Genomic DNA, 18,627 nt, shown 5'->3' on the forward strand with positions numbered 1-18,627 from the left:
TCAATTCATGTAACATTATCACCTGTTCATCTGCGGCTCATCCGGGCGGGAGCACGCCTTGGCGCTCCATCGCGACCCAAGGGGACCGCCCATGAAGCGCACCGCTGCTCTCGTCTCGCTTTGCCTCTTGCTGGGTGCTGCTGCGCCGCCGCCGGGCCAGCATCGAACCCACCGCCCGTCCCCACCGCGCGCCGACAATGACTCGCCGGTGCGCTGCAAGATCGGCAAGGCCGACTATCGCCCCGGAGCGATAATGCCCCAGCGGCGCTACTTCTCGCCGCCAGCTCCGCCCCCCACCCCCGCCCCTGCCATCGGCACCGCCGCCGCCGGTGATGGCCGCCCCCGCCCCCCGGGCGATCGTGCCGGGTTCGGCTGCCGATGCGGCGCGGATGAAGGTCGCGCCGGGACACGTCGCACAAGCGGCTCCCTATGGCGCGCCGGGCAATCGCGAGCGCTATGAAGGCAAGGCGGTCGCTGCGGTTCAATCGGTTGCAACTGCGCCCGTCTCGACCTTCTCGGTCGATGTCGACACCGGGTCCTACTCCAATGTCCGCCGCTTCCTGCAAAAGGGGCAGACGCCGCCCGCAGAGGCCGTGCGGACCGAGGAGATGATCAACTATTTCCGCTATGATTATCCGCTGCCCGCCACGCGGCAGGCACCGTTCAGTGTGACCACCGATGTCGCGACGACGCCGTGGAACCCCGACACCCGCCTCGTCCGCATCGGGCTGCGCGGCTATGACGTGACGGCACAGGGCCGCCCAGCCGCCAACCTTGTCTTCCTGGTCGACGTCTCGGGATCGATGAGCAGCGACGACAAGCTGCCTCTGGTCAAACGCGCGCTGACCATGCTCGCCGACAAACTGACCGCAAAGGACAAGGTGTCGATCGTCGTTTATGCGGGCGCGGCGGGGGTGGTGCTCGACCCGACATCCAGCCCTAAGCATATCCGCGCCGCGCTCGACTGCCTCGAAGCGGGCGGGTCGACCGCAGGCGCGGCGGGCATCCAGCTCGCCTATGACATCGCCAGCGCGAACTTCATCAAGGGCGGGATCAACCGCATCTTCGTCGCCACCGATGGCGACTTCAACGTCGGGGTCAGCGACAACAAGGCGCTGGAAGCGATGGTGAAGAAATATCGCGACAGCGGAGTCACGCTCACCACGCTCGGATTCGGCGAGGGCAATTACAACGAGGCGCTGATGGAGCGCATCGCCGATCTGGGCAACGGCAACTACGCTTACATCGACAGCGCAATGGAGGCGCAGAAGGTGCTCGACGACGAGCTCAGCGCCTCGCTGTTCACCATTGCCAAGGACGTGAAGGTCCAGGTCGAGTTCAATCCGGCGCAGGTCAGCCAGTACCGCCTGATCGGGTACGAGAACCGCGCGCTGGCCGAGGAGGATTTCGACAATGACGCGGTCGACACCGGCGACATCGGTGCCGGGCATCAGGTGACCGCGCTCTACGAAGTGGTGCCGACCGGGGCGAAGGGCTGGCTGCCCGACCGCCGCTATGACGGCAACCGCCCGCCCGCACCGACCGCCTCGGGCCGCGAACTGGCCTTCGTGAAGCTGCGCTACAAGCTGCCGGGCGAGGATGCCTCGCGGCTGATCGAGAAGCCGGTCCCAGCGGCGCTGCTGCGTACCGCCCCCGCACCGAGCGGTGACATGGCGTTTGCCACCGCCGTCGCCGCCTTCGGACAGAAACTGCGCGGCGACAAATATCTCGGCGGCTACAGCTATGCTGCGATCCGGGGCCTGGCGGGCCACCCGCGGGGCTATTGGCGCAACGAGTTCCTCAAGCTCGCCCAGTTGGCCGCGGTGCAGGAGGTACGCAGCGCGTCGAAGGACTGATGGGCCCGATCGATCTTCTCGCGCATTGTGACTGAGGATTTGCGCGGGGAGATGGCGACATGGACGAGAAACCCTATGTGCCCCCGGCCGGAATGGCCGAGGCATTCGAATGGGCGACGGTCACCCACTTCCTGCTGATTGCGCTGCTCGCTGCGGGGGCCATCGCGATCATCTGGTGGGGCCGCCGCCTGCACCGGCGCTGGAAGGAAGCGCGTGACGAAGCCGCGCGGGCCGCGCAGGAGCGCGAGGCGGAGAACTAGGCTTCGATCTCGCTGAGCAGCAGCTTGTCGATCTTGTGGCCGTCCATGTCGACGATCTCGAAGCGCCAGCCTTGTTCGACAAAGCTCTCGCCTTCGTTCGGAAGCCGCTTGAGCACCGCCAGCGCCAGGCCCGCGACGGTGGCGTAATCGCGGTCCTCGGGCAGCTCGATCTTGATCCGGTCGGCCAGCGCGTCGGCGGCGAGCTGGCCCGACACCAGCAGCGACCCGTCGTCGCGTACGGTGATCGCCGGATTGTCCCCCGCATCGACATCCGACGCGAACTCGCCCGCAATGGCCGCGAGCAGATTGGCGGGCGTCACGATCCCCTCGAAATGCCCATATTCGTCATGGACGAAGCCCATCGGCACCGCCGCGCGGCGCAGCGCACCGAGCGCGTCCATCGCATCGACCTGATCGGGCAGCACCGGCGCGGTCTGGGCGAGCGCGCGCAGGTCGAGCGGACGCCCTTCGATCAGCGCAGTCACCACGTCGCGCGCCTGCACCACGCCGATCACCGCATCGACCGACCCGTCGGCGACGGGCAGGCGCGTGTGCGGCGTGGCTGACAAAGCGGCGCGGATCGCGGCCTCGTCCAGATTGACGTCGATCCAGTCGACTTCGGTGCGCGGGGTCATCACCTCACGCACCGGGCGGTCGGCCAGCCGCACCACGCCCGAGATGATCGAGCGCTCATGCTCCTCGATCACGCCCGAATGGGTCGCCTCTGCGACGATCATGTGCAGCTCTTCGGCTGTCACGCTATTCTCGGATTCGCGGTTAAGCCGCAGCAGGTGGAACACCAGCGCGCTGCTACGGTCCAGCACCCACACGATCGGCGCGGTGATTCGCGCGAGCAACTTCATCATCGGCGCAATGATCACCGCGAACGGCTCGGGCGAGCGCAGCGCGAACTGCTTGGGCACCAGCTCGCCGAAGATCAGCGAGACGTAGGTGGTAAAGGCGATAACGATGGCGAAGCCGATCGTCTGCGCCAGCTCAGCCTCGACCCCCAGCGCCTCGATTCGCGCGCCGGCCGGGGTGCCCAGGCTCGCGCCCGAATAGGCGCCGTTGATAATGCCAATCAGGGTGATGCCGATCTGCACCGTGGACAGGAACTTGCCGGGGTCGGCGGCGAGATCGATCGCGGCTTGCGCGCCGCGCTTGCCGGTGCGCGCCATCGCCTCCAGCCGCGCCTTGCGCGCCGACACGATCGCGAGTTCGGACATGGCGAACACGCCGTTGAGCGCGACCAGGGCGAGAATGATCGCGACGTCGATCCAAGGTATGGGGGGAAGCGGGTCCATTGGCCTGCTCCCCCATAGTCGCATTCATCCCGGTTTCACAACGCCCGATTCACATCCTGTCGGTGCGCAGGCGGAACAATGGGTCCGGCCCGACCGTTTGGCGCGTGAAAGTTCATGGAGGTATCAATGCATATTCCAACCAACTGGGCGGTCATCCCCGCTGTCGCCGCGCTCGCGCTGACCGGTGCCTGTGTCACCGATCCGGTGACCGGCGAGCAGCGAATGTCGAAGGCCGGAATCGGCGCGATCGGCGGTGCGCTCGGCGGATATCTGCTCGGCGACATTGTCGGTGGCCGCCGCGACCGGACCGAAAAGATCGTTGGCGCTGGCATCGGCGCGGTCGCGGGTGCGGCGATCGGCAATTACATGGACCGGCAGGAACGCGAGATTCGCGAGCGGACCGCCGGGACCGATGTCGAGGTGATCCGTCGCGGCGATGATCTTATCCTGTCCATGCCGTCAGGCATCACCTTCGCCACCGACAGCTCGACCGTTCAGCCGCAGTTCCGCCCGACGCTGGACAAGGTCGCCGACGTGCTCGACCGGTACAACCAGACCTATGTCGACGTGTACGGCCACACCGATTCGGTCGGCACCGACGCCTACAACCAGGCATTGTCGGAACGCCGAGCCCGGGCCGTCGCCGACTATCTCGTCTCTCGTGGGGTGGAAGCCGCGCGGCTCGAGACGCTCGGCTATGGTGAAACCCAGCCGATCGCATCGAACGAATCGGTCGAGGGCCGCGCCCAGAACCGCCGCGTCGAGATCAAGATCGTCCCGATTCGGGAAAGCGACATGCGGCGCTAACGTCCCTCATCCGGATTCGCGAGCAACCAGGCAGCGCGTACGTAGCGCGTGACCAAGGCCCGGTAGCTCGCGCGTTCGGCGATCGCGGCGGGAGTAGTCCCGGGCAGGGCGCGGATGCGATCGAGCGACCCGGCCTCGGCCTGACGCAGCATCGACCGCTCTGCACCGGCGTCTCCCAAACGCGCGTAGAGCCGGGCCAGATTGAGGTTGAGGAGGCTCGCGGCGGGATAGGCGTCGCGCAACTCCGCGCCGCGCAGAATCGACCGGGCGGACCAGCGCTCGCCGGCATGTGCCAGAGATATCGGCAACAGCGCAACGATCAGTGAAAGGGCTATCGTTCGACCGGGCAGCCCCCCCGATCTACCCCGATCTGGACAGGAGAAGAAATAGCGTTTTCTGTCAGATAGATCTGACTAACGCCGCGAGACAAAAAACTCCCGCAGCAACGCCCCCGCCTCTGCCTCGCCGATCCCCGGATACACTTCGGGCCGGTGATGACAGGTCGGCTGGGTAAAGAAGCGCGGGCCATGTTCGACCGCACCGCCCTTGGGATCCGCCGCGCCGTAATAAAGGCGGGCGATGCGGGCATGGGCGATGGCACCGGCACACATCGCGCAAGGCTCCAGCGTCACCCACAGGTCGCAATCCTCGAGCCGGTCGCGGCCTAGCGCCTGTGCCGCTGCGCGAATCGCCAGAATTTCGGCATGGGCGGTCGGGTCGTGCAGCGTGCGCGGCGCATTGGCCGCAACCGCGATCACCCGGTCGCCTCGCATCACCACCGCCCCGACCGGCACCTCGCTGGTCTCGGCGGCGGCACGGGCGGCGTCGAGCGCGGTGCGCATCGGTTCGGGCAGCGGGAACATCGTGCCGCTATGCCCCAAGCCGCGACGGCCCGCCACTGCGCGCCGCCGCCATGCGGGCTGCAGAGGTTACTTGGTGGCGGCGGCCGGGGTCGGCTGGGCCCTCTCAACCTCGACGGTCGGCACCTGGATCGTCTTGTTCTCCATGGTAATGGTCGGCACCTGAATCGTCGTGTTGGTGGTGCCCATGCCGACATCGCCGACATCGGCGGCGACGGTCGGTGCCTTGCCGCCTTCGAACTTGATCGTCGGAAGCGAACCCGACTGCATGTTGATGCTGAGCATGCCGAGTGACATCAGCACGACGACCACAACGGCCGCGAGGCCCAGAATCGCAAGAAGTCCACGCATCGGCTCGATCTCCCTATTCAGATCGTTTGCGAAATAACGCGTCATTGACCATAGGGGTTGCACGCACGGCGCGAAACAGGGCGATGCACGGTTGACGAAATCGCGCTGTCCCGTTATCGGGCCGCTCTTTCCCGGCACCGCCGGACAGGCTGAAACCTAGGAACGATCCGATGTCGCGCATTTGCGAGCTGACCGGCAAGGGCCGGCAGGTGGGACACAATGTTTCCCACGCCAACAACAAGACCAAGCGCACCTTTCTGCCGAATCTGCAGAATGTGACGCTGATGTCCGAGTCGCTTGAGCGCTCGATCCGTCTGCGCGTGTCGACCCACGGCCTGCGCTCGGTCGAGCATAATGGCGGCCTCGACAACTGGCTGCTCAAGACCGGCGACGAGAAGCTGTCGCTGCGTGCGCGCCGCCTGAAGCGCGAGATCGCCAAGAAGGCGACTGCCGCGGCCTGATCCCTTCGGGGTTCGCCGTCAACGACCGGCCCGCTCCCGCTGGGACGCGGGCCGTTCGGCGTTTTTGCGGGCAGCGGCGTCCGTTTCCCTACATTTCCAGCCGGAACTTGAGCAGCAGCGAACGCTGCATCCACCACTGATTGTCGTCCGATGCGATCCACAGGATCGTATCCCGGCCCTCGCGGGTGACGGCCATCGCTTCGAAATTGTCGTGCAGCACAGGCGGCTCGAATCGCGCGACCTCGCGCCCGGCAACGATCGCGCCGGGCCGGATCGCGCCGCGCGGGACAATCGTCAGCGTGGCGGTGAACATGGTCGATAGCGCAAAGCGGCGATTGAGAATCGCGAGTCGGCCATCAGGCAATTCGACCATGTCCGTCGGTTTGAACCCGCGCGGCGGGCGGTAACTGAACGCGAATCCACGCTGCGGTGCGAGCACCGGATCGGTGCTGAACATCAGCCCGCGTACCGTTCCCTTCGCGCTCCCCTTCCTGTCCTCAGCCAGCGTGACGAAGCGACCGTCGCGCAACCGTGCCAAGGACTCTGCCCCACCATTGCTGGGCCATTTCGCCATCGCCGGAGGCGCGACATGCCGTTCCGCCCGCGCGAAGCGCGGGGCATAGCGCCAGATCTGGTTCGCGCGTTCGAACCCCACCCAGAGCTGGCCTGTCGCGGGGTCGCGGGTCAGCGATTCGCTGTCGCGTTCCCGCTTGTGCCAGCCCTTGCCCGGGCCCAGCGGGAGTTCGGCAAAGCGCACTGCACGCGGCGTCCAGTCCTGCCCCATGTCGAATGATATGATGTTGCCGCCGTCGCTCAGCAGGGTGAACCGATCGCCCTCCACCATCATTGCGGAAAAGCCACCGAACGCCGCCCCCCGCCCCGACAGCGCGACACCGCCCAGAAAGGTCAGGCCGCCCACTCTGACGCGGTTCGGATCGCCTCGGTCGAGCACTACCCGTTCCGCCCGGATCGCCGCGTCGCGAGGCAACAGCGGCAGGCGCGGTTCCCCCGACCAGTCGGGCAGGAACAGCAGCAGCAACAGGATCGACAGGAGGATACGCATCGCAGCCTCTTCATAGCGGCCGCAATCACGCCGCAAAGCTGAACCTCAGATAACAGCGTCGTTCAGCGTGCGTTGGCCCCCGTTCAGCTAAACGACAGCCAAGCTGTTCCGCGGCTTATTTCGCGGACCTGCCCGATATGCCGGTGCGATCCGAACGCCCTGCCCGACTTCCCGTGTTGCGTACCGGGACCAGGGCACTCCCCCTTGGGCGCTCCGGGCGCACCGGCACCCCCATTGGCGTCATTCCAGTTGGGCGCCGACCCGCGCGCCGCTTCAGCGAAGCTGGAACAACGCTACGACGTCGCAACGATCCTGAACCGCAGATAACCGCAGCATTCAGGGAGCACTCAATGCGATTGTGCGAGATCCCTTGTTCAACGAATTGCACGAACAAGGAGACACGACATGTTCAAGAAGCTTTCCCTGGTCGGCGCCGCGCTGGCGATGACCGGAACCGCTCTGGTCCCAGCGACCCAGGCTTCGGCACAGAGCCGCTACGAGTATCGCGACGGTCGCAGCTATCAGCGCGACGGCTATCGTGAATATCGCCGGGGCGACCGCCGCTACCAGTCGCGCTCGCGCGCGGCCGAAAAGTGCCGCGACGGTGACGGCGGCACGATCGTCGGCGCGATCGCTGGCGGCCTGGCCGGTAACGCAATCGCCGGTCGTGGCGATCGCACACTCGGCACGATTTTGGGCGGTGTCGTCGGCGCGCTCGCCGGACGCGAGATCGACCGGTCGGACCGTCCGGGCTATTGCCGCCGCTAAGCCGATCGCATGATCGCGTGAATTGGGCCGGTTTCCTGCGGGAAGCCGGCCCTTTTCGTGTGAACAACTTGGCCAACCGCGCGTTGAACGGGCATGCTGAAACCTTGCAATGATTCCGCGCATCCGCTGGCGGACCGTTTTCGCGCCTTCGTCAAATCCACCGAATTTCCCTGTGTCGGCGCGAAGTCGGCGCTGAGCCGCGACCGCATGCGATTTGTCGTCGGGAAGGATATCGGTTCGGCCTGGGACGACCTGCGCATCCTACCGAGTCTGCACGACCTGGCCGCGAACTATCGCGCCGAGCCCGAGCTGTTTCAGTCGCTCGTCGTGCTGTTCGAACAGGACCGCGCGCTCGACGAACCTGCGTTCGAAGCGGATCTGTGGGCGCGACTGCAATCGCTGACCGACAAGGACGAATGGCTGGGGCAGGAAGCCGACCCGCGCGTCAGCCATGACCCAGACGACCCGCATTTCTCGCTGAGTTTTGGCGGTGAGGCATTCTTCGTTGTCGGCCTCCACCCGCATGCCAGCCGCCCGGCGCGGCGGTTCGAGCGGCCTGCTCTGGTGTTCAACCTGCACGACCAGTTCGAACAGCTGCGCGCGCAGGGGCGCTATGAGAAATTGCGCGATTCGATCGTCGCGCGGGATGTGGCGCTGGCCGGTGCTCCCAATCCGATGCTCGCGCTCCACGGCACGGTGTCGGAGGCGCGGCAGTATAGTGGGCGGATGGTCGATCCCGAATGGCGCTGCCCCTTCCGCGGGCGGGAGGGAGCACAGGATGCCGCATAGGATCGAGCCGCGCTCGGGCGTCGCGTTCGAGTTGCCCCGCGGCGCGTTGCTGACCGTGACTGACCCGACGGGCGAACAGGTGGCCGATCTGCTGGCCTACAAAAAGGACGATGTCCGTGAGGTGATCTCGTCGGGGCGCACGCTGGATTATGCTAGCCGTATCTATCTGACGAGGGGCGATAAACTCTATTCGAACCGCAGCAATGTGCTGCTCGAAATCGTCGCGGACGATGTCGGGCGGCACGATTTCCTGCTGACCCCGTGTTCAAAGGACACGTTCCGGATCATCTATGGCGACACCGATCCGCATCGCGGCTGCTTTGGCAACCTCGCCGCCGCGCTCGCGCCCTATGGGGTCGCAGAGGACATGATCCCGACCGCGTTCAACTGTTTCATGAACGTGCCGGTCGACGGACAAACGGGCGAGTTGCGCGTCGACCCGCCGCTGAGCAAGGCGGGGGACCGGATCGTGTTTCGCGCGATGGAGGATCTGGTGATCGGCCTGACCGCCTGTTCGGCACTGCAGTCGAACAACGGGTCGTTCAAGCCGATCGACTGGGAAATAACGCCGCCGGAGTAATCCGGCGGCGCTGTCCGCTCAATTTCCGGTCGGGAAACCGCGGCGCTTGAACAGCGCGTTGACGTCCGTGTCGCGGCCTCGGAACGCCTTGTACGCTTCCTTGCGGTCGGTTTCGTTGCCTGTTTCCAACAGGATCGTGCGGAATTTGTCCGCCACGCCCTTGTCCCAGACATTGCCGCTTTCCTCGAACGCGGCCCAGGTGTCGGCGTCCATCGTCTCCGACCAGAGGTAGCTATAATAGCCAGCCGAATAGGCGTCGGAGGAGAAGAGGTGGTTGAACTGCGGCAGGCGGTGCCGCATCACGATTTCCTTCGGCATGCCCAGAGAAGCGAGCGTGTCGCGTTCGAACGCGTCAGGATCGGTCACCGGGGTGTCGCGATTGTGGAGTTGCATGTCCACGATTGCCGATGAGAGATACTCGACCGTGTCGAACCCCTGGTTGAAGGTCGACGCCTTCTCGATCTTCTCCACCAATGCCGCCGGGATCACTTCGCCCGTCTTGTAATGCTTGGCGAAGCGGTTGAGCACGTCGGGGGTCAGCAGCCAGTTTTCGTTCACCTGGCTGGGATATTCCACGAAGTCGCGCGGCGTGCCGGCAAGGCCCGGATAATAGACGTTGCCGAGCAGGCTGTGCAGCCCGTGACCGAATTCGTGGAACAAAGTCGCGGCGTCGTCGAGGCTGATCAACGTCGGCTCGCCCGCCGCGCCCTTGGTGAAGTTGTTGTTGTTCGACGCCAGCACGATATTGTCGCCGCGCAGCCCCGAACGGCTGCGATAGCTGGTCGCCCATGCGCCCGACCGCTTGCCCGCGCGCGCGAAATTGTCGAGGTAGAAGACGCCGATCGTCTTGCCGAGGCGCTTGACCTCGAACGTCCGCACATCGGCCTGGAACACCGGAATCGTGCCGGTATTTTCCTTGAATTCAAGGTCGTAAAGGCGACCGGCAGCATAGAACATGGCGTTGACCATGTTGTTGAGCTCGAGATACGGCTTCACCTCGCTCTCATCGAGGTCGTATTTCGCCTTGCGAACCTTCTCGGCATAGAAGCGATAGTCCCAGCCTTCGATCTTGATCTTCGGCCCCTTGCCCGCCGCCGCTTCGGCATCGGCAAGCGCCTGCATGTCGGCGACTTCCTGGCGGACGCGCGCGACCGCAGCCGGCCAGACCGACATCATCAGCTTCGTCGCATTCTCCGGCGTTTCGGCCATCGTGTCGTCCATGCGGTAATGGGCATGGGTCTTGAAGCCGAGGATCTTGGCGCGCTCCTGACGCAGCTTCAGGATGTTGGCGATGATCGCGTTGGTGTCGTTCGCACCGCCATTGTCGCCGCGGTTGATATAGGCGTTGTAGACCTTTTCGCGCAGCGCGCGGTTGGTGGCGTACATCAGGAAGGGTTGCATCGACGAACGGGTGTTCTTGACCGCCCACTTCCCCGCCTGCCCGCGCGACTTGGCCTCTTCGGCAAGGCTCGCCTTGAAGCTGTCGGGCAGGCCGGCGAGGTCCGCCTCGCTGTCGATGAGGATCGCGGTTTCCTCATCCGCCAGCACGCGGCGGCTGAATTCGGTATAGGCGACCGACAGCTCACCGTTGATCCGCTTGATCTCCGCCTTCTGCGCCTCGTTGAGCAACGCCCCGGAAGTCACGTAATCGCGATAGGTGCGTTCAAGCAGGCGCATCTGCTGGGCATTGAGGCCGAGCGTCTGGCGCTTGTCGTACAGCGTCTTCACCCGCTGGAACATCTTGGGGTCGAGGCTGAGTTCGGTTGAGAAGGCCGACAGCTTCGGGCTCCACTCGCGCGCGATCTTCTGCACCTCGGGAGTGGCGAGGTTGCTGGTATAGACACCCCAGACAGGGAAGATGCGCGACAGGGCGGTGGTTGCCTTGGCCGGCGCCTCGATCGTGTTGGCAAAGGTCGGCGCCTCGGGATTGTCGCGGACCTTGGCGAAGGCGGCACGTGCCTCGGCCATGCCCTTCTCGAAAGCTGCCGGGAACATCGCCGGGGTCACCTTGTCCCACTGGGGAACGCCGTCGAACGGACCGGGCCATTTGTCGGTCATGGGTGCCGCATCGGGGGCGGCTGCGGTCGGTTGGGCGGGGGCCGCAGTCTGTGCGGCGGCGGGCAGGATCGACAGGATCGAGGCGGTGGCGAGCAGGATCGCGCCGGAAACGGGCTTCATGAACTTCCCCTGGGAGGTGGTGTGATAGGCGGATGATACGGGGCGATCCCCGCTTGGCAAGCTTGACTCGACGAACGGTAAGAACAAAATAGGAACATATTTCCCGAGTCGGAGTCTGTTGTCGGATCATGGCCGATCCCGCCATCATCAGCCAGTTGCGCGAAACATTGAGCGCCATCGAGGGCAGCGGCTTTCGCCGCCGCCCGGTGCTGCCGTTCGGCATGCAGCGGATGGACGCGCGGCTCGCCGATGGCGGATTGCGGCTCGATGCGCTGCACGAGGTGGCGGGAGCGAGCGCGGACCTGACCGACGATGCCGCCGCGACGTTGTTCGTCGCGGGGATCGCGGCGCGCGCCTGGGGACCGGTGCTGTGGGTCATGCGGCGGCGCGACCTGTTTGCGCCCGGCCTCTATCAGGCCGGACTCGCGCCCAAGCGCGTCCTTTATGCCGAGGCGGCGGACGATGACGAACTGCTCGCGATCATGGAAGAAGGGCTGCGTCACCGCGGGCTGGGCGCGGTGGTGGGCGAGGCCCGGCGCGTAGCGATGCCCGCGACCCGGCGGCTCCAGCTGGCGGCGGAGGGCGGGCGCACCATCGCCCTTCTGATGAAGCGCCACCCGCGTCACGGCGGCGACCCGCTTGCCGCGCCATCGGCGGCGGTGACACGCTGGCGGGTCGGCTGCGCGCCGTCCTCGCCGCTCCCGGTCGAGGGCGTCGGGCGCGCGCGCTGGCAGCTTGCGCTTGCCCGACAAAAGGGGGGGTGATCCTTTCGATATCCTGGTGGAGGCATGCGATGAAACGGGTCGCTGCGCTCTTCCTGCCCGGCTGGCCGATCGAACGGCTGCGGCAGGCGGAGCGGACCGCACAGCCGCCGCCGCCTGAGGCCGCGCCCGACGTGCAGCTGGACGCGGTGCTAGGCACTTTGGGCGACGCGGCGGCAGCGGAACAGCAACATGCCTGTTCGGTCCCGCGCGGCGGCGGCTGGCGCCCCGGCGCGCGCTGGGCGCGCGACGACATCGCAGCGCTCCCGGCGCATCAGCGACCGTCGAAGCGCGAACTGGGGCGGCGCGAGGAGGCGGCGGGGAACCCGTTTCGCCCGATGCAGTCGGACGAGGTGCGCAGCCAGGTTCCGGCCGGGGAGTCTCCGATTGAGTTCCTCCCCCAGCGTGCGGGGGGAGGGGGACCATCGCGCAGCGATGGTGGAGGGCCGCGCCGCAGGCGCGGGATGTGCGGCAGCCGACCGCCGCCGCTGCGCGGCGGCCCCTCCACCCCTGCCCTGCGGGCGCGGTCCCCCTCCCCGAGCAAGCTCGGGGAGGAATTGCCCCCCTCGTCACCTCCCTCCGCGCCGGCAATCGCGTGCTGGTCGCCGCCGCCTGTCCGCACGCCCGTGCGCTCGGCATCGTTCCTGGCATGGCGGTGACGCAGGCGCGCGCCTACCTGCCCGGCCTCGAAATCCGCCCCGCCGACCCGGAGGGGGACCTTGCCGCGCTCCACCGACTTGCGCTGCTGGCGGCGCGGCGCTGGGCGCCGAGCGTGGCGATCGAGGGGAGCGACACGCTGCTGATCGACCTGACCGGGGTCGCGCATCTCCATGGCGGCGAGGCGCGGATGGCGGCGCGGATTATCCGCCTGCTGGCGCGGCGCGGCCATGCGGGTCGCATCGCGATTGCCGACACGCCGGGGGCGGCCTGGGCGCTGGCGCATTACGCCAGACATGATGCCGTGCTGATCTGTACCCCCGGCCAGCACGCCGGCGCCCTCGCCCCGCTCCCCATCCCCGCGTTGCGCGTCGATCCGGCTGCGGTCGAACTGCTGCGTCGGTTGGGCGTGGAGCTGATCGGGCAGCTTGCCGCGATGCCGCGCGCCCCGCTCGCCCGGCGGTTCGGCGGGGCGCTGGTCACCCGGCTCGAACAGGCGCTGGGCACCCTTCCCGAACCGCTCGATCCCATCGTTCCGCGCGAGGCCATCGCCGTACAGCGCCGTTTCGTCGAGCCGGTCGCGACCGCCGAAGGGATCGCTCACTGGATTGCTGCACTGGTGCCCGAACTCTGCGCCGCACTCGAAGCTGCGGGCCTTGGCGCGCGTGCGGTTGAGCTGGTGGCGGACCGGGTCGATCATGTCCCACAGCGCATCCGCATCGGCCTTGCCCGCGCCAGCCGCGATTGCCTGCACCTGATCCGCCTGATCATGCGGCGGATCGAGGATGTGGAGCCTGGCTATGGCATCGACGCGATCACGCTGCGCATCCGCCGTACCGAACCACTGGCCGCACGCCCGGTCGACGAGCGGCTGGACGAGGAGGCGAAGCCCGATCTTGCTCCGCTCGCCGATACGCTCGCCACCCGCATCGGATCGCGCCGGATGTGGCGCAGCCGCCCGGTCGAGAGCGATGTGCCCGAGCGCAGCGTCGGGCGTGAGGGCGTGCTAGATCCGCCCGACCGCAGGGCCATGCGGATGAAAACGGGCGATGTCCGCCAGCTCCTGTCGACCACGCCGCCCGACGCCTGGCGTCCCGACTGGCCGCGCCCGGCACGGCTGCTCGCCCGGCCGGAACGGCTCGACCATGTGCTGGCCGAACTGCCCGACCAGCCGCCGCGCCGTTTCACCTGGCGCGGGCGGACGATCCGGGTGGTGCGCGCCGACGGGCCCGAGCGGATCGCCGGGGAATGGTGGCGACGTTCGGCCGAAACCCATGCCGTGCGCGACTATTTTCGCGTCGAGGACGAGGGCGGCCATCGTTACTGGCTGTTCCGCCGCGGCGATGGCGAGCGGGGGGTGACGGGCGACCTCAGCTGGTATCTCCACGGATTGTTCGGGTGAACTACACCGAGCTTCAGGTCACCACCCATTTCTCGTTCCTGCGTGGCGCGTCGTCTCCGCTCGAGCTGTTCTCTGCCGCCGCGCTGATGGGTCATGCGGCGCTGGGGGTGACCGACCGCAATTCGCTGGGCGGGGTGGTACAGGCGCTGTTCGCGTGTGACCAGCTGGCGCAACAGGGCGTCGATATCCGCCCGATCAATGGCTGCCGCCTCGACCTGGCCGATGGCGCATCATTACTGGTGTGGCCAGAGGACCGAGCGGGGTGGAGCCGCCTCACCCGCCTGCTCACGCTGGGCAAGTCGCGAGTCGATGCCCAGCGCGGCGAAAAGGGCCAGTGCATCCTGCATTGGGAGGATGTTGCGGAGCATTGCACGGGACTGGTCGGCGCGCTGGTGCCGCGCGGGGCGGACGGTGACCTGGCCTGGATGGCCGATTTGTTCGGCACGTCCGGCCATGTCTGCATGACGCCGATGCGCCGCCCGAACGAGGCGGTACGGCTCAACGCGGTGTATGACGATGCCCGCCGCTTCGGGCTGACCCCACTCGCGACCGGGGACGTGCTGTACCACCATCCCGACCGGCGGATGCTGCAGGATGTGGTGACGGCAATCCGCGAGGGATGCACGATCGACGCGCTCGGGCTGCGGCGCGAGCGGAGCGTCGAGCGGCACCTCAAGTCGCCCGAGGCGATGGCGCGCCGCTTCGCGCGCTGGCCCGATGCGATCCACGCCAGCGCCGCGATCGCCGAGCGTTGCAGTTTTTCCCTGCGTGGGCTGCGCCACCAATATCCTGAAGAAGAGGTGCTGCCGGGCAAGTCGCCGCAAGAGGCGCTGCGCATCCTGGCCACCAATGGACTGCGCCAGCGGTTCGGCGGCAAGCCGTCACAGGCGCATCTCGATTTGCTGGAGCATGAGCTGGGGCTGGTCGAGCAGATGGGCTATGCGCCCTATTTCCTAACCGTCAATTCGATCGTCCAGTCCGCGATCAGCCAGCAGATCCTGTGCCAGGGGCGCGGGAGCGCGGCCAATTCGGTGATCTGCTTCGCGCTCGGCATCACCTCGATCGACCCGGTAAAGCATCAATTGCTGTTCGAGCGGTTCATCAGCACCGAGCGCCGCGAGCCGCCCGACATCGATGTCGATTTCGAGCATGAGCGGCGCGAGGAAGTGATCCAGTGGATCTATGACAGCTATGGCCGCGACCATTCGGCGCTGACCGCGGTGGTCAGCCGGTTCCGCACGCGCGGTGCGGTACGCGAGGTAGGCAAGGCGCTGGGGCTGCCCGAGGATCTGACCGGCGCTTTGTCGAGCCAGGTCTGGGGCTGGTCGAGCGACGGGGTGCCGGAGGAACATGTCGCGGCACTGGGCCTCGACCCCGGCGACCATCGGCTGGCGCTGACCCTCAGCCTTGCGCGCGAGCTGATCGGGACGCCGCGGCATCTGTCGCAGCATCCCGGCGGCTTCGTGCTGACCCGCGACAAGCTGCATGACCTGGTCCCGGTCGAGCCCGCAGCGATGATCGACCGGCAGGTGATCGAATGGGAGAAGGTGGACCTTGAATATCTCGGCTTCATGAAGGTCGACATATTGGGGCTGGGGATGCTGGGGTGCATGCGCCGCTGCTTCGACCTGCTGGCACAGCATAAGGGGGTGACACTGACCATGGCGTCGCCGGTGATGCAGGAAGACGACCCGGCGACGTTCAGGATGATCCGCCAGGCCGATACGCTGGGCGTGTTCCAGATCGAAAGCCGCGCGCAGATGTCGATGCTGCCGCGGATGAAGCCGGAGAATTTCTACGACATCGCGATCCAGGTGGCGATCGTGCGCCCGGGGCCGATCCAGGGGAATATGGTCCACCCCTATCTCAAGCGGCGGCAGAATCCGGACCAGGTCGAATATCCCTCCCCAAAGCTGAAGAAAGTTCTCGAGAAAACGCTGGGCGTACCGCTGTTCCAGGAACAGGCGATGCAGGTGGCGATCGAGGGAGCGGGTTTTTCGCCGAGCGAGGCCGACCGGCTGCGCCGCGCCATGGCGACGTTCAAATCGACCGGGGGGATCGGGCCGTTCGAGGCGAAGCTGATCGACGGGATGCTGGCGAACGGCATTGCCAGCAGCTTTGCAGAACGGCTGGTCGAGCAGATCAAGGGGTTCAGCAATTACGGCTTTCCCGAGAGCCATGCGGCGAGTTTCGCCAAGATCGCTATCGCCTCGTGCTGGATGAAGTGCCACCACCCCGATCTGTTCTGCGCGGCGCTGCTCAATGCGCAGCCGATGGGATTCTATGCCCCGGCACAGTTGGTGCGCGACGCGCGCGCGCATGGGGTGGAAGTGCATCCGGTCTGCATCAACGCAAGCGACTGGGACACGGGGGCACTGCCCGGCCTGCCCAATCGCCGCCCGCGTCATGCCGCCTATTGGGGCAGCGACGATGGCTGGGCCGGGCTGATGCCGCTGCGACTGGGCATGCGGGTGGTGCATGGGCTGGCGCAAGAGGATGGTGCGGCGATCCTTGCGGCGCGCGCTGCCGGCGGTCCCTTCACCTCGGTCGAGGAGGCGTGGCGGCGCTCCGGGGTGAAGCCCGCCGCACTGGAACGGCTGGCACGGGCCGATGCGTTTCAGGCGCTGGAGCTCAACCGGCGTCAGGCTTTGTGGGCGATCAAGGGGCTGGCGAACCGGCCACTCGACCTGTTCGCCGCCGCCGACCTGCGCGCGGGGCGGACGCGACCCGAAAGCGTCGAGGTGCCGGTCGCGCTGCTCCCCCTGACCGCCGGGCGCGAGGTGGTGGAGGATTATCGCGCGACCCAATTGTCGCTGCGCGCGCACCCGCTGACCTTCCTGCGCGCGAAGCTGGTGGCGCGCGGTATCCGGCCGTGCGGCGACCTGACCGGCATGAAGGACGGTGCGCGGGTCGAGGTGGCGGGGCTGGTGCTGGTCCGCCAGCGGCCGGGCAGCGCCAGGGGCGTCGTCTTCGTCACGCTGGAGGACGAGAGCGGCATCGCCAACGCGGTGCTGTGGTCCGACCGGTTCGAGCAATATCGCCGCACCGTGATGACCGCGACGATGCTGGCGATCCGTGGCAAGGTGCAGCGCGAGGGGATCGTGATCCATGTCGTCGCCGATGCGATCACCGACCTCACCGCGATGCTGCGCGAGATCGGCGAGATCGACCTGCCGCGCATGACCATGCCCGGCGACGGCGCGACCCATGGCGGCGGCCCCGACCCGCGCGAGGCCGGGCCGCGCTGGCCCCCGCCCTATGACAGCAGCCACTGGCGCGGCGGCGAAGCGATCCCGGTCAAATCAAGAGATTTTCACTGACCGCCGCGCGGGGTCAGCCCCCGACGGTCTGTTCGATCACGCCGAAGATCGGGTGGTGCCTGTCGTCCTCGGCCCAGATGCGGACGGTGTCGCCGGCCTTCAGGAACGGGGTCGCTGCCTTGCCGTCGCGGATCGTTTCGACCGTGCGGACTTCGGCGAGGCACGAATAGCCGACGCCGCCCTCTGCGATCGGCTTGCCCGGCCCGCCATCGGCGTCGCGGTTGGAGACGGTGCCCGATCCGATGATCGTCCCCGCCCCCAGCGCGCGTGTCTTCGCCGCATGGGCGATCAGCGTGCCGAAATCGAAGGTCATGTCCTCGCCCGCCTCGGCGCGGCCAAAGGGCTGGCCGTTGAGATCGACCATCAGCTTGCGGTGCAGCTTCCCGTCCTGCCACCAGTCGCCAAGCGCATCGGGGGTGACGAATACCGGCGAGAAGGCGCTGGCCGGCTTGGACTGGAAGAAGCCAAAGCCCTTGGCGAGTTCGCCCGGGATCAGGTTGCGGAGCGACACGTCGTTGGTCAGGCCAACAAGGCGGATCGCGGCGAGCGCCTCTTCCCGGCTCGCGCCCAGCTTCACGTCGCCGGTGACGACCACCACTTCGGCCTCGAGATCGCAGCCCCAGCTCTCGTCGGCGAGGGGGATCGGGTCGCGCGGGCCGAGAAAGCCGTCGCTGCCGCCCTGATACATCAGCGGATCGTGCCAGAAGGTCTCGGGCATCTCCGCCCCGCGCGCCTGACGGACCAGCGCGACATGGTTCACATAGGCCGAGCCGTCGGCCCATTGATATGCGCGCGGCAGCGGGGCGGCGGCATCGCGCTCGTGAAACCGCTCACGCGGAATCACTTCATGATCGAGATCCGTGGCGAGGTTGCGCAATGCCCCCTCATACCGATCCCAATCGTCGAGCGCCGCCTGAAGTGTCCCGACGATATGGCTCGCATCGGCATACCAGGCGAGATCGGTCGAAACGACGACGAGGCGACCGTCACGGCCATTCTTAAGGCTGGCAAGTTTCACGCTGCTTCTCCTGCTCCTGACCGTCGATCCTCTAACCGGCTGGTTTCGACCGAGACATTATCTGCCCTGCATTGACAGGCGCGGGCGCAACCCGCAACGCTGATCACATGTATTCCGAGCTTCGATTCCTGGAGCAAGGCGGCGAAATGGGCCGTCGGATACGCGAGCATGACTGGTCGGCAACCCCTCTGG

At 66.9% G+C, this 18,627-nt stretch carries 17 protein-coding genes and 1 pseudogene; 11 read left to right on the forward strand and 7 right to left on the reverse strand.

The annotated features are described in order from the left end of the window. Nucleotides 1–332: 332 nt before the first annotated feature. Together LRS08_RS07305 and LRS08_RS07310 are read left to right on the forward strand one after the other, a co-directional pair. Nucleotides 333–1,856, forward strand: coding sequence for a VWA domain-containing protein (locus LRS08_RS07305; RefSeq protein ID WP_260481504.1), 1,524 nt, complete (start codon nucleotides 333–335; stop codon nucleotides 1,854–1,856). 59 nt (nucleotides 1,857–1,915) lie between these two features. Further along, the gene (locus LRS08_RS07310; RefSeq protein ID WP_257844290.1) at nucleotides 1,916–2,116 is read left to right on the forward strand and encodes a hypothetical protein; all 201 of its coding nucleotides are present in this window, start codon (nucleotides 1,916–1,918) and stop codon (nucleotides 2,114–2,116) included. On the opposite strand, the gene LRS08_RS07315 is transcribed toward LRS08_RS07310, so the two are convergent. Further along, nucleotides 2,113–3,420 carry a hemolysin family protein gene (locus LRS08_RS07315; protein WP_260481505.1) on the reverse strand — a complete coding sequence of 436 codons (1,308 nt, stop codon included), beginning with the start codon at nucleotides 3,418–3,420 and terminating at the stop codon, nucleotides 2,113–2,115. The two genes, LRS08_RS07310 and LRS08_RS07315, sit on opposite strands and share 4 nt — an antisense overlap. A 126-nt stretch (nucleotides 3,421–3,546) precedes the next feature. Here LRS08_RS07315 and LRS08_RS07320 point away from each other — a divergent pair, with 126 nt between their 5' ends. Then, nucleotides 3,547–4,227: an OmpA family protein gene (locus LRS08_RS07320; RefSeq protein WP_260481506.1), complete on the forward strand. Its 681-nt coding sequence runs from the start codon at nucleotides 3,547–3,549 to the stop codon at nucleotides 4,225–4,227. Here the strand turns inward: LRS08_RS07320 and LRS08_RS07325 are convergent. The 3 genes from LRS08_RS07325 to LRS08_RS07335 form a co-directional block, all read right to left on the reverse strand. Next, nucleotides 4,224–4,535 (reverse strand): hypothetical protein, encoded by a 312-nt coding sequence (locus LRS08_RS07325; protein WP_257844288.1) that lies wholly within the window; start codon nucleotides 4,533–4,535, stop codon nucleotides 4,224–4,226. The genes LRS08_RS07320 and LRS08_RS07325 overlap by 4 nt on opposite strands. Nucleotides 4,536–4,640: 105 nt before the next feature. Then, complete coding sequence (locus LRS08_RS07330; protein ID WP_260481661.1) at nucleotides 4,641–5,069, reverse strand: nucleoside deaminase; 429 nt, start codon at nucleotides 5,067–5,069, stop codon at nucleotides 4,641–4,643. Nucleotides 5,070–5,156: 87 nt separating this feature from the next. After that, complete coding sequence (locus LRS08_RS07335; RefSeq protein WP_257844287.1) at nucleotides 5,157–5,438, reverse strand: hypothetical protein; 282 nt, start codon at nucleotides 5,436–5,438, stop codon at nucleotides 5,157–5,159. A gap of 170 nt (nucleotides 5,439–5,608) precedes the next feature. Between LRS08_RS07335 and rpmB the strand changes: the two genes are divergently transcribed. Further along, nucleotides 5,609–5,899 (forward strand): 50S ribosomal protein L28, encoded by a 291-nt coding sequence (gene rpmB, locus LRS08_RS07340; RefSeq protein WP_257844286.1) that lies wholly within the window; start codon nucleotides 5,609–5,611, stop codon nucleotides 5,897–5,899. Nucleotides 5,900–5,987: 88 nt separating this feature from the next. Here the strand turns inward: rpmB and LRS08_RS07345 are convergent, their stop codons facing one another. Then, entirely contained in the window at nucleotides 5,988–6,962 is a 975-nt protein-coding gene (locus tag LRS08_RS07345) for an esterase-like activity of phytase family protein (protein WP_257844285.1), read from the reverse strand. Nucleotides 6,963–7,367: 405 nt separating this feature from the next. On the opposite strand from LRS08_RS07345, the gene LRS08_RS07350 reads away from it, so the two are divergent. From LRS08_RS07350 to LRS08_RS07360, 3 genes are all read left to right on the forward strand, one after another. After that, nucleotides 7,368–7,730, forward strand: a complete 363-nt coding sequence (locus tag LRS08_RS07350) for a glycine zipper 2TM domain-containing protein (protein ID WP_257844284.1) — start codon at nucleotides 7,368–7,370, stop codon at nucleotides 7,728–7,730. Nucleotides 7,731–7,823: 93 nt separating this feature from the next. Further along, nucleotides 7,824–8,519, forward strand: coding sequence for a guanitoxin biosynthesis heme-dependent pre-guanitoxin N-hydroxylase GntA (gene gntA, locus LRS08_RS07355; RefSeq protein ID WP_260481507.1), 696 nt, complete (start codon nucleotides 7,824–7,826; stop codon nucleotides 8,517–8,519). Beyond that, entirely contained in the window at nucleotides 8,509–9,099 is a 591-nt protein-coding gene (locus tag LRS08_RS07360) for an urea carboxylase-associated family protein (protein WP_257844282.1), read from the forward strand. Before gntA ends, LRS08_RS07360 begins: the two co-directional genes overlap by 11 nt. Before the next feature lie 18 nt (nucleotides 9,100–9,117). Here the strand turns inward: LRS08_RS07360 and LRS08_RS07365 are convergent, their stop codons facing one another. Further along, nucleotides 9,118–11,277, reverse strand: a complete 2,160-nt coding sequence (locus LRS08_RS07365; protein ID WP_257844281.1) for a M3 family metallopeptidase — start codon at nucleotides 11,275–11,277, stop codon at nucleotides 9,118–9,120. Between the two features lie 128 nt (nucleotides 11,278–11,405). On the opposite strand from LRS08_RS07365, the pseudogene LRS08_RS07370 reads away from it, so the two are divergent. The 4 genes and pseudogenes from LRS08_RS07370 (at nucleotide 11,406) to LRS08_RS07385 (ending at nucleotide 17,417) form a co-directional block, all read left to right on the forward strand. Further along, a pseudogene (locus LRS08_RS07370) lies at nucleotides 11,406–12,159 on the forward strand (ImuA family protein). Continuing rightward, nucleotides 12,071–12,697: a hypothetical protein gene (locus LRS08_RS07375; protein WP_260481508.1), complete on the forward strand. Its 627-nt coding sequence runs from the start codon at nucleotides 12,071–12,073 to the stop codon at nucleotides 12,695–12,697. The pseudogene LRS08_RS07370 and the gene LRS08_RS07375 overlap by 89 nt, the downstream one beginning before the upstream one ends. After that, entirely contained in the window at nucleotides 12,634–14,097 is a 1,464-nt protein-coding gene (locus LRS08_RS07380) for a DNA polymerase Y family protein (protein WP_260481509.1), read from the forward strand. Before LRS08_RS07375 ends, LRS08_RS07380 begins: the two co-directional genes overlap by 64 nt. Beyond that, nucleotides 14,094–17,417 carry an error-prone DNA polymerase gene (locus LRS08_RS07385; protein ID WP_260481510.1) on the forward strand — a complete coding sequence of 1,108 codons (3,324 nt, stop codon included), beginning with the start codon at nucleotides 14,094–14,096 and terminating at the stop codon, nucleotides 17,415–17,417. The genes LRS08_RS07380 and LRS08_RS07385 overlap by 4 nt, the downstream gene beginning before the upstream one ends. Before the next feature lie 13 nt (nucleotides 17,418–17,430). Here LRS08_RS07385 and LRS08_RS07390 read toward each other — a convergent pair whose 3' ends face one another. Next, entirely contained in the window at nucleotides 17,431–18,435 is a 1,005-nt protein-coding gene (locus LRS08_RS07390; RefSeq protein ID WP_257844276.1) for a fumarylacetoacetate hydrolase family protein, read from the reverse strand. Nucleotides 18,436–18,627: the final 192 nt, after the last annotated feature.

The organism is Sphingomonas sp. J315, assembly GCF_024666595.1.
In the GTDB taxonomy this organism is placed as follows: Bacteria; Pseudomonadota; Alphaproteobacteria; order Sphingomonadales; family Sphingomonadaceae; genus Sphingomonas.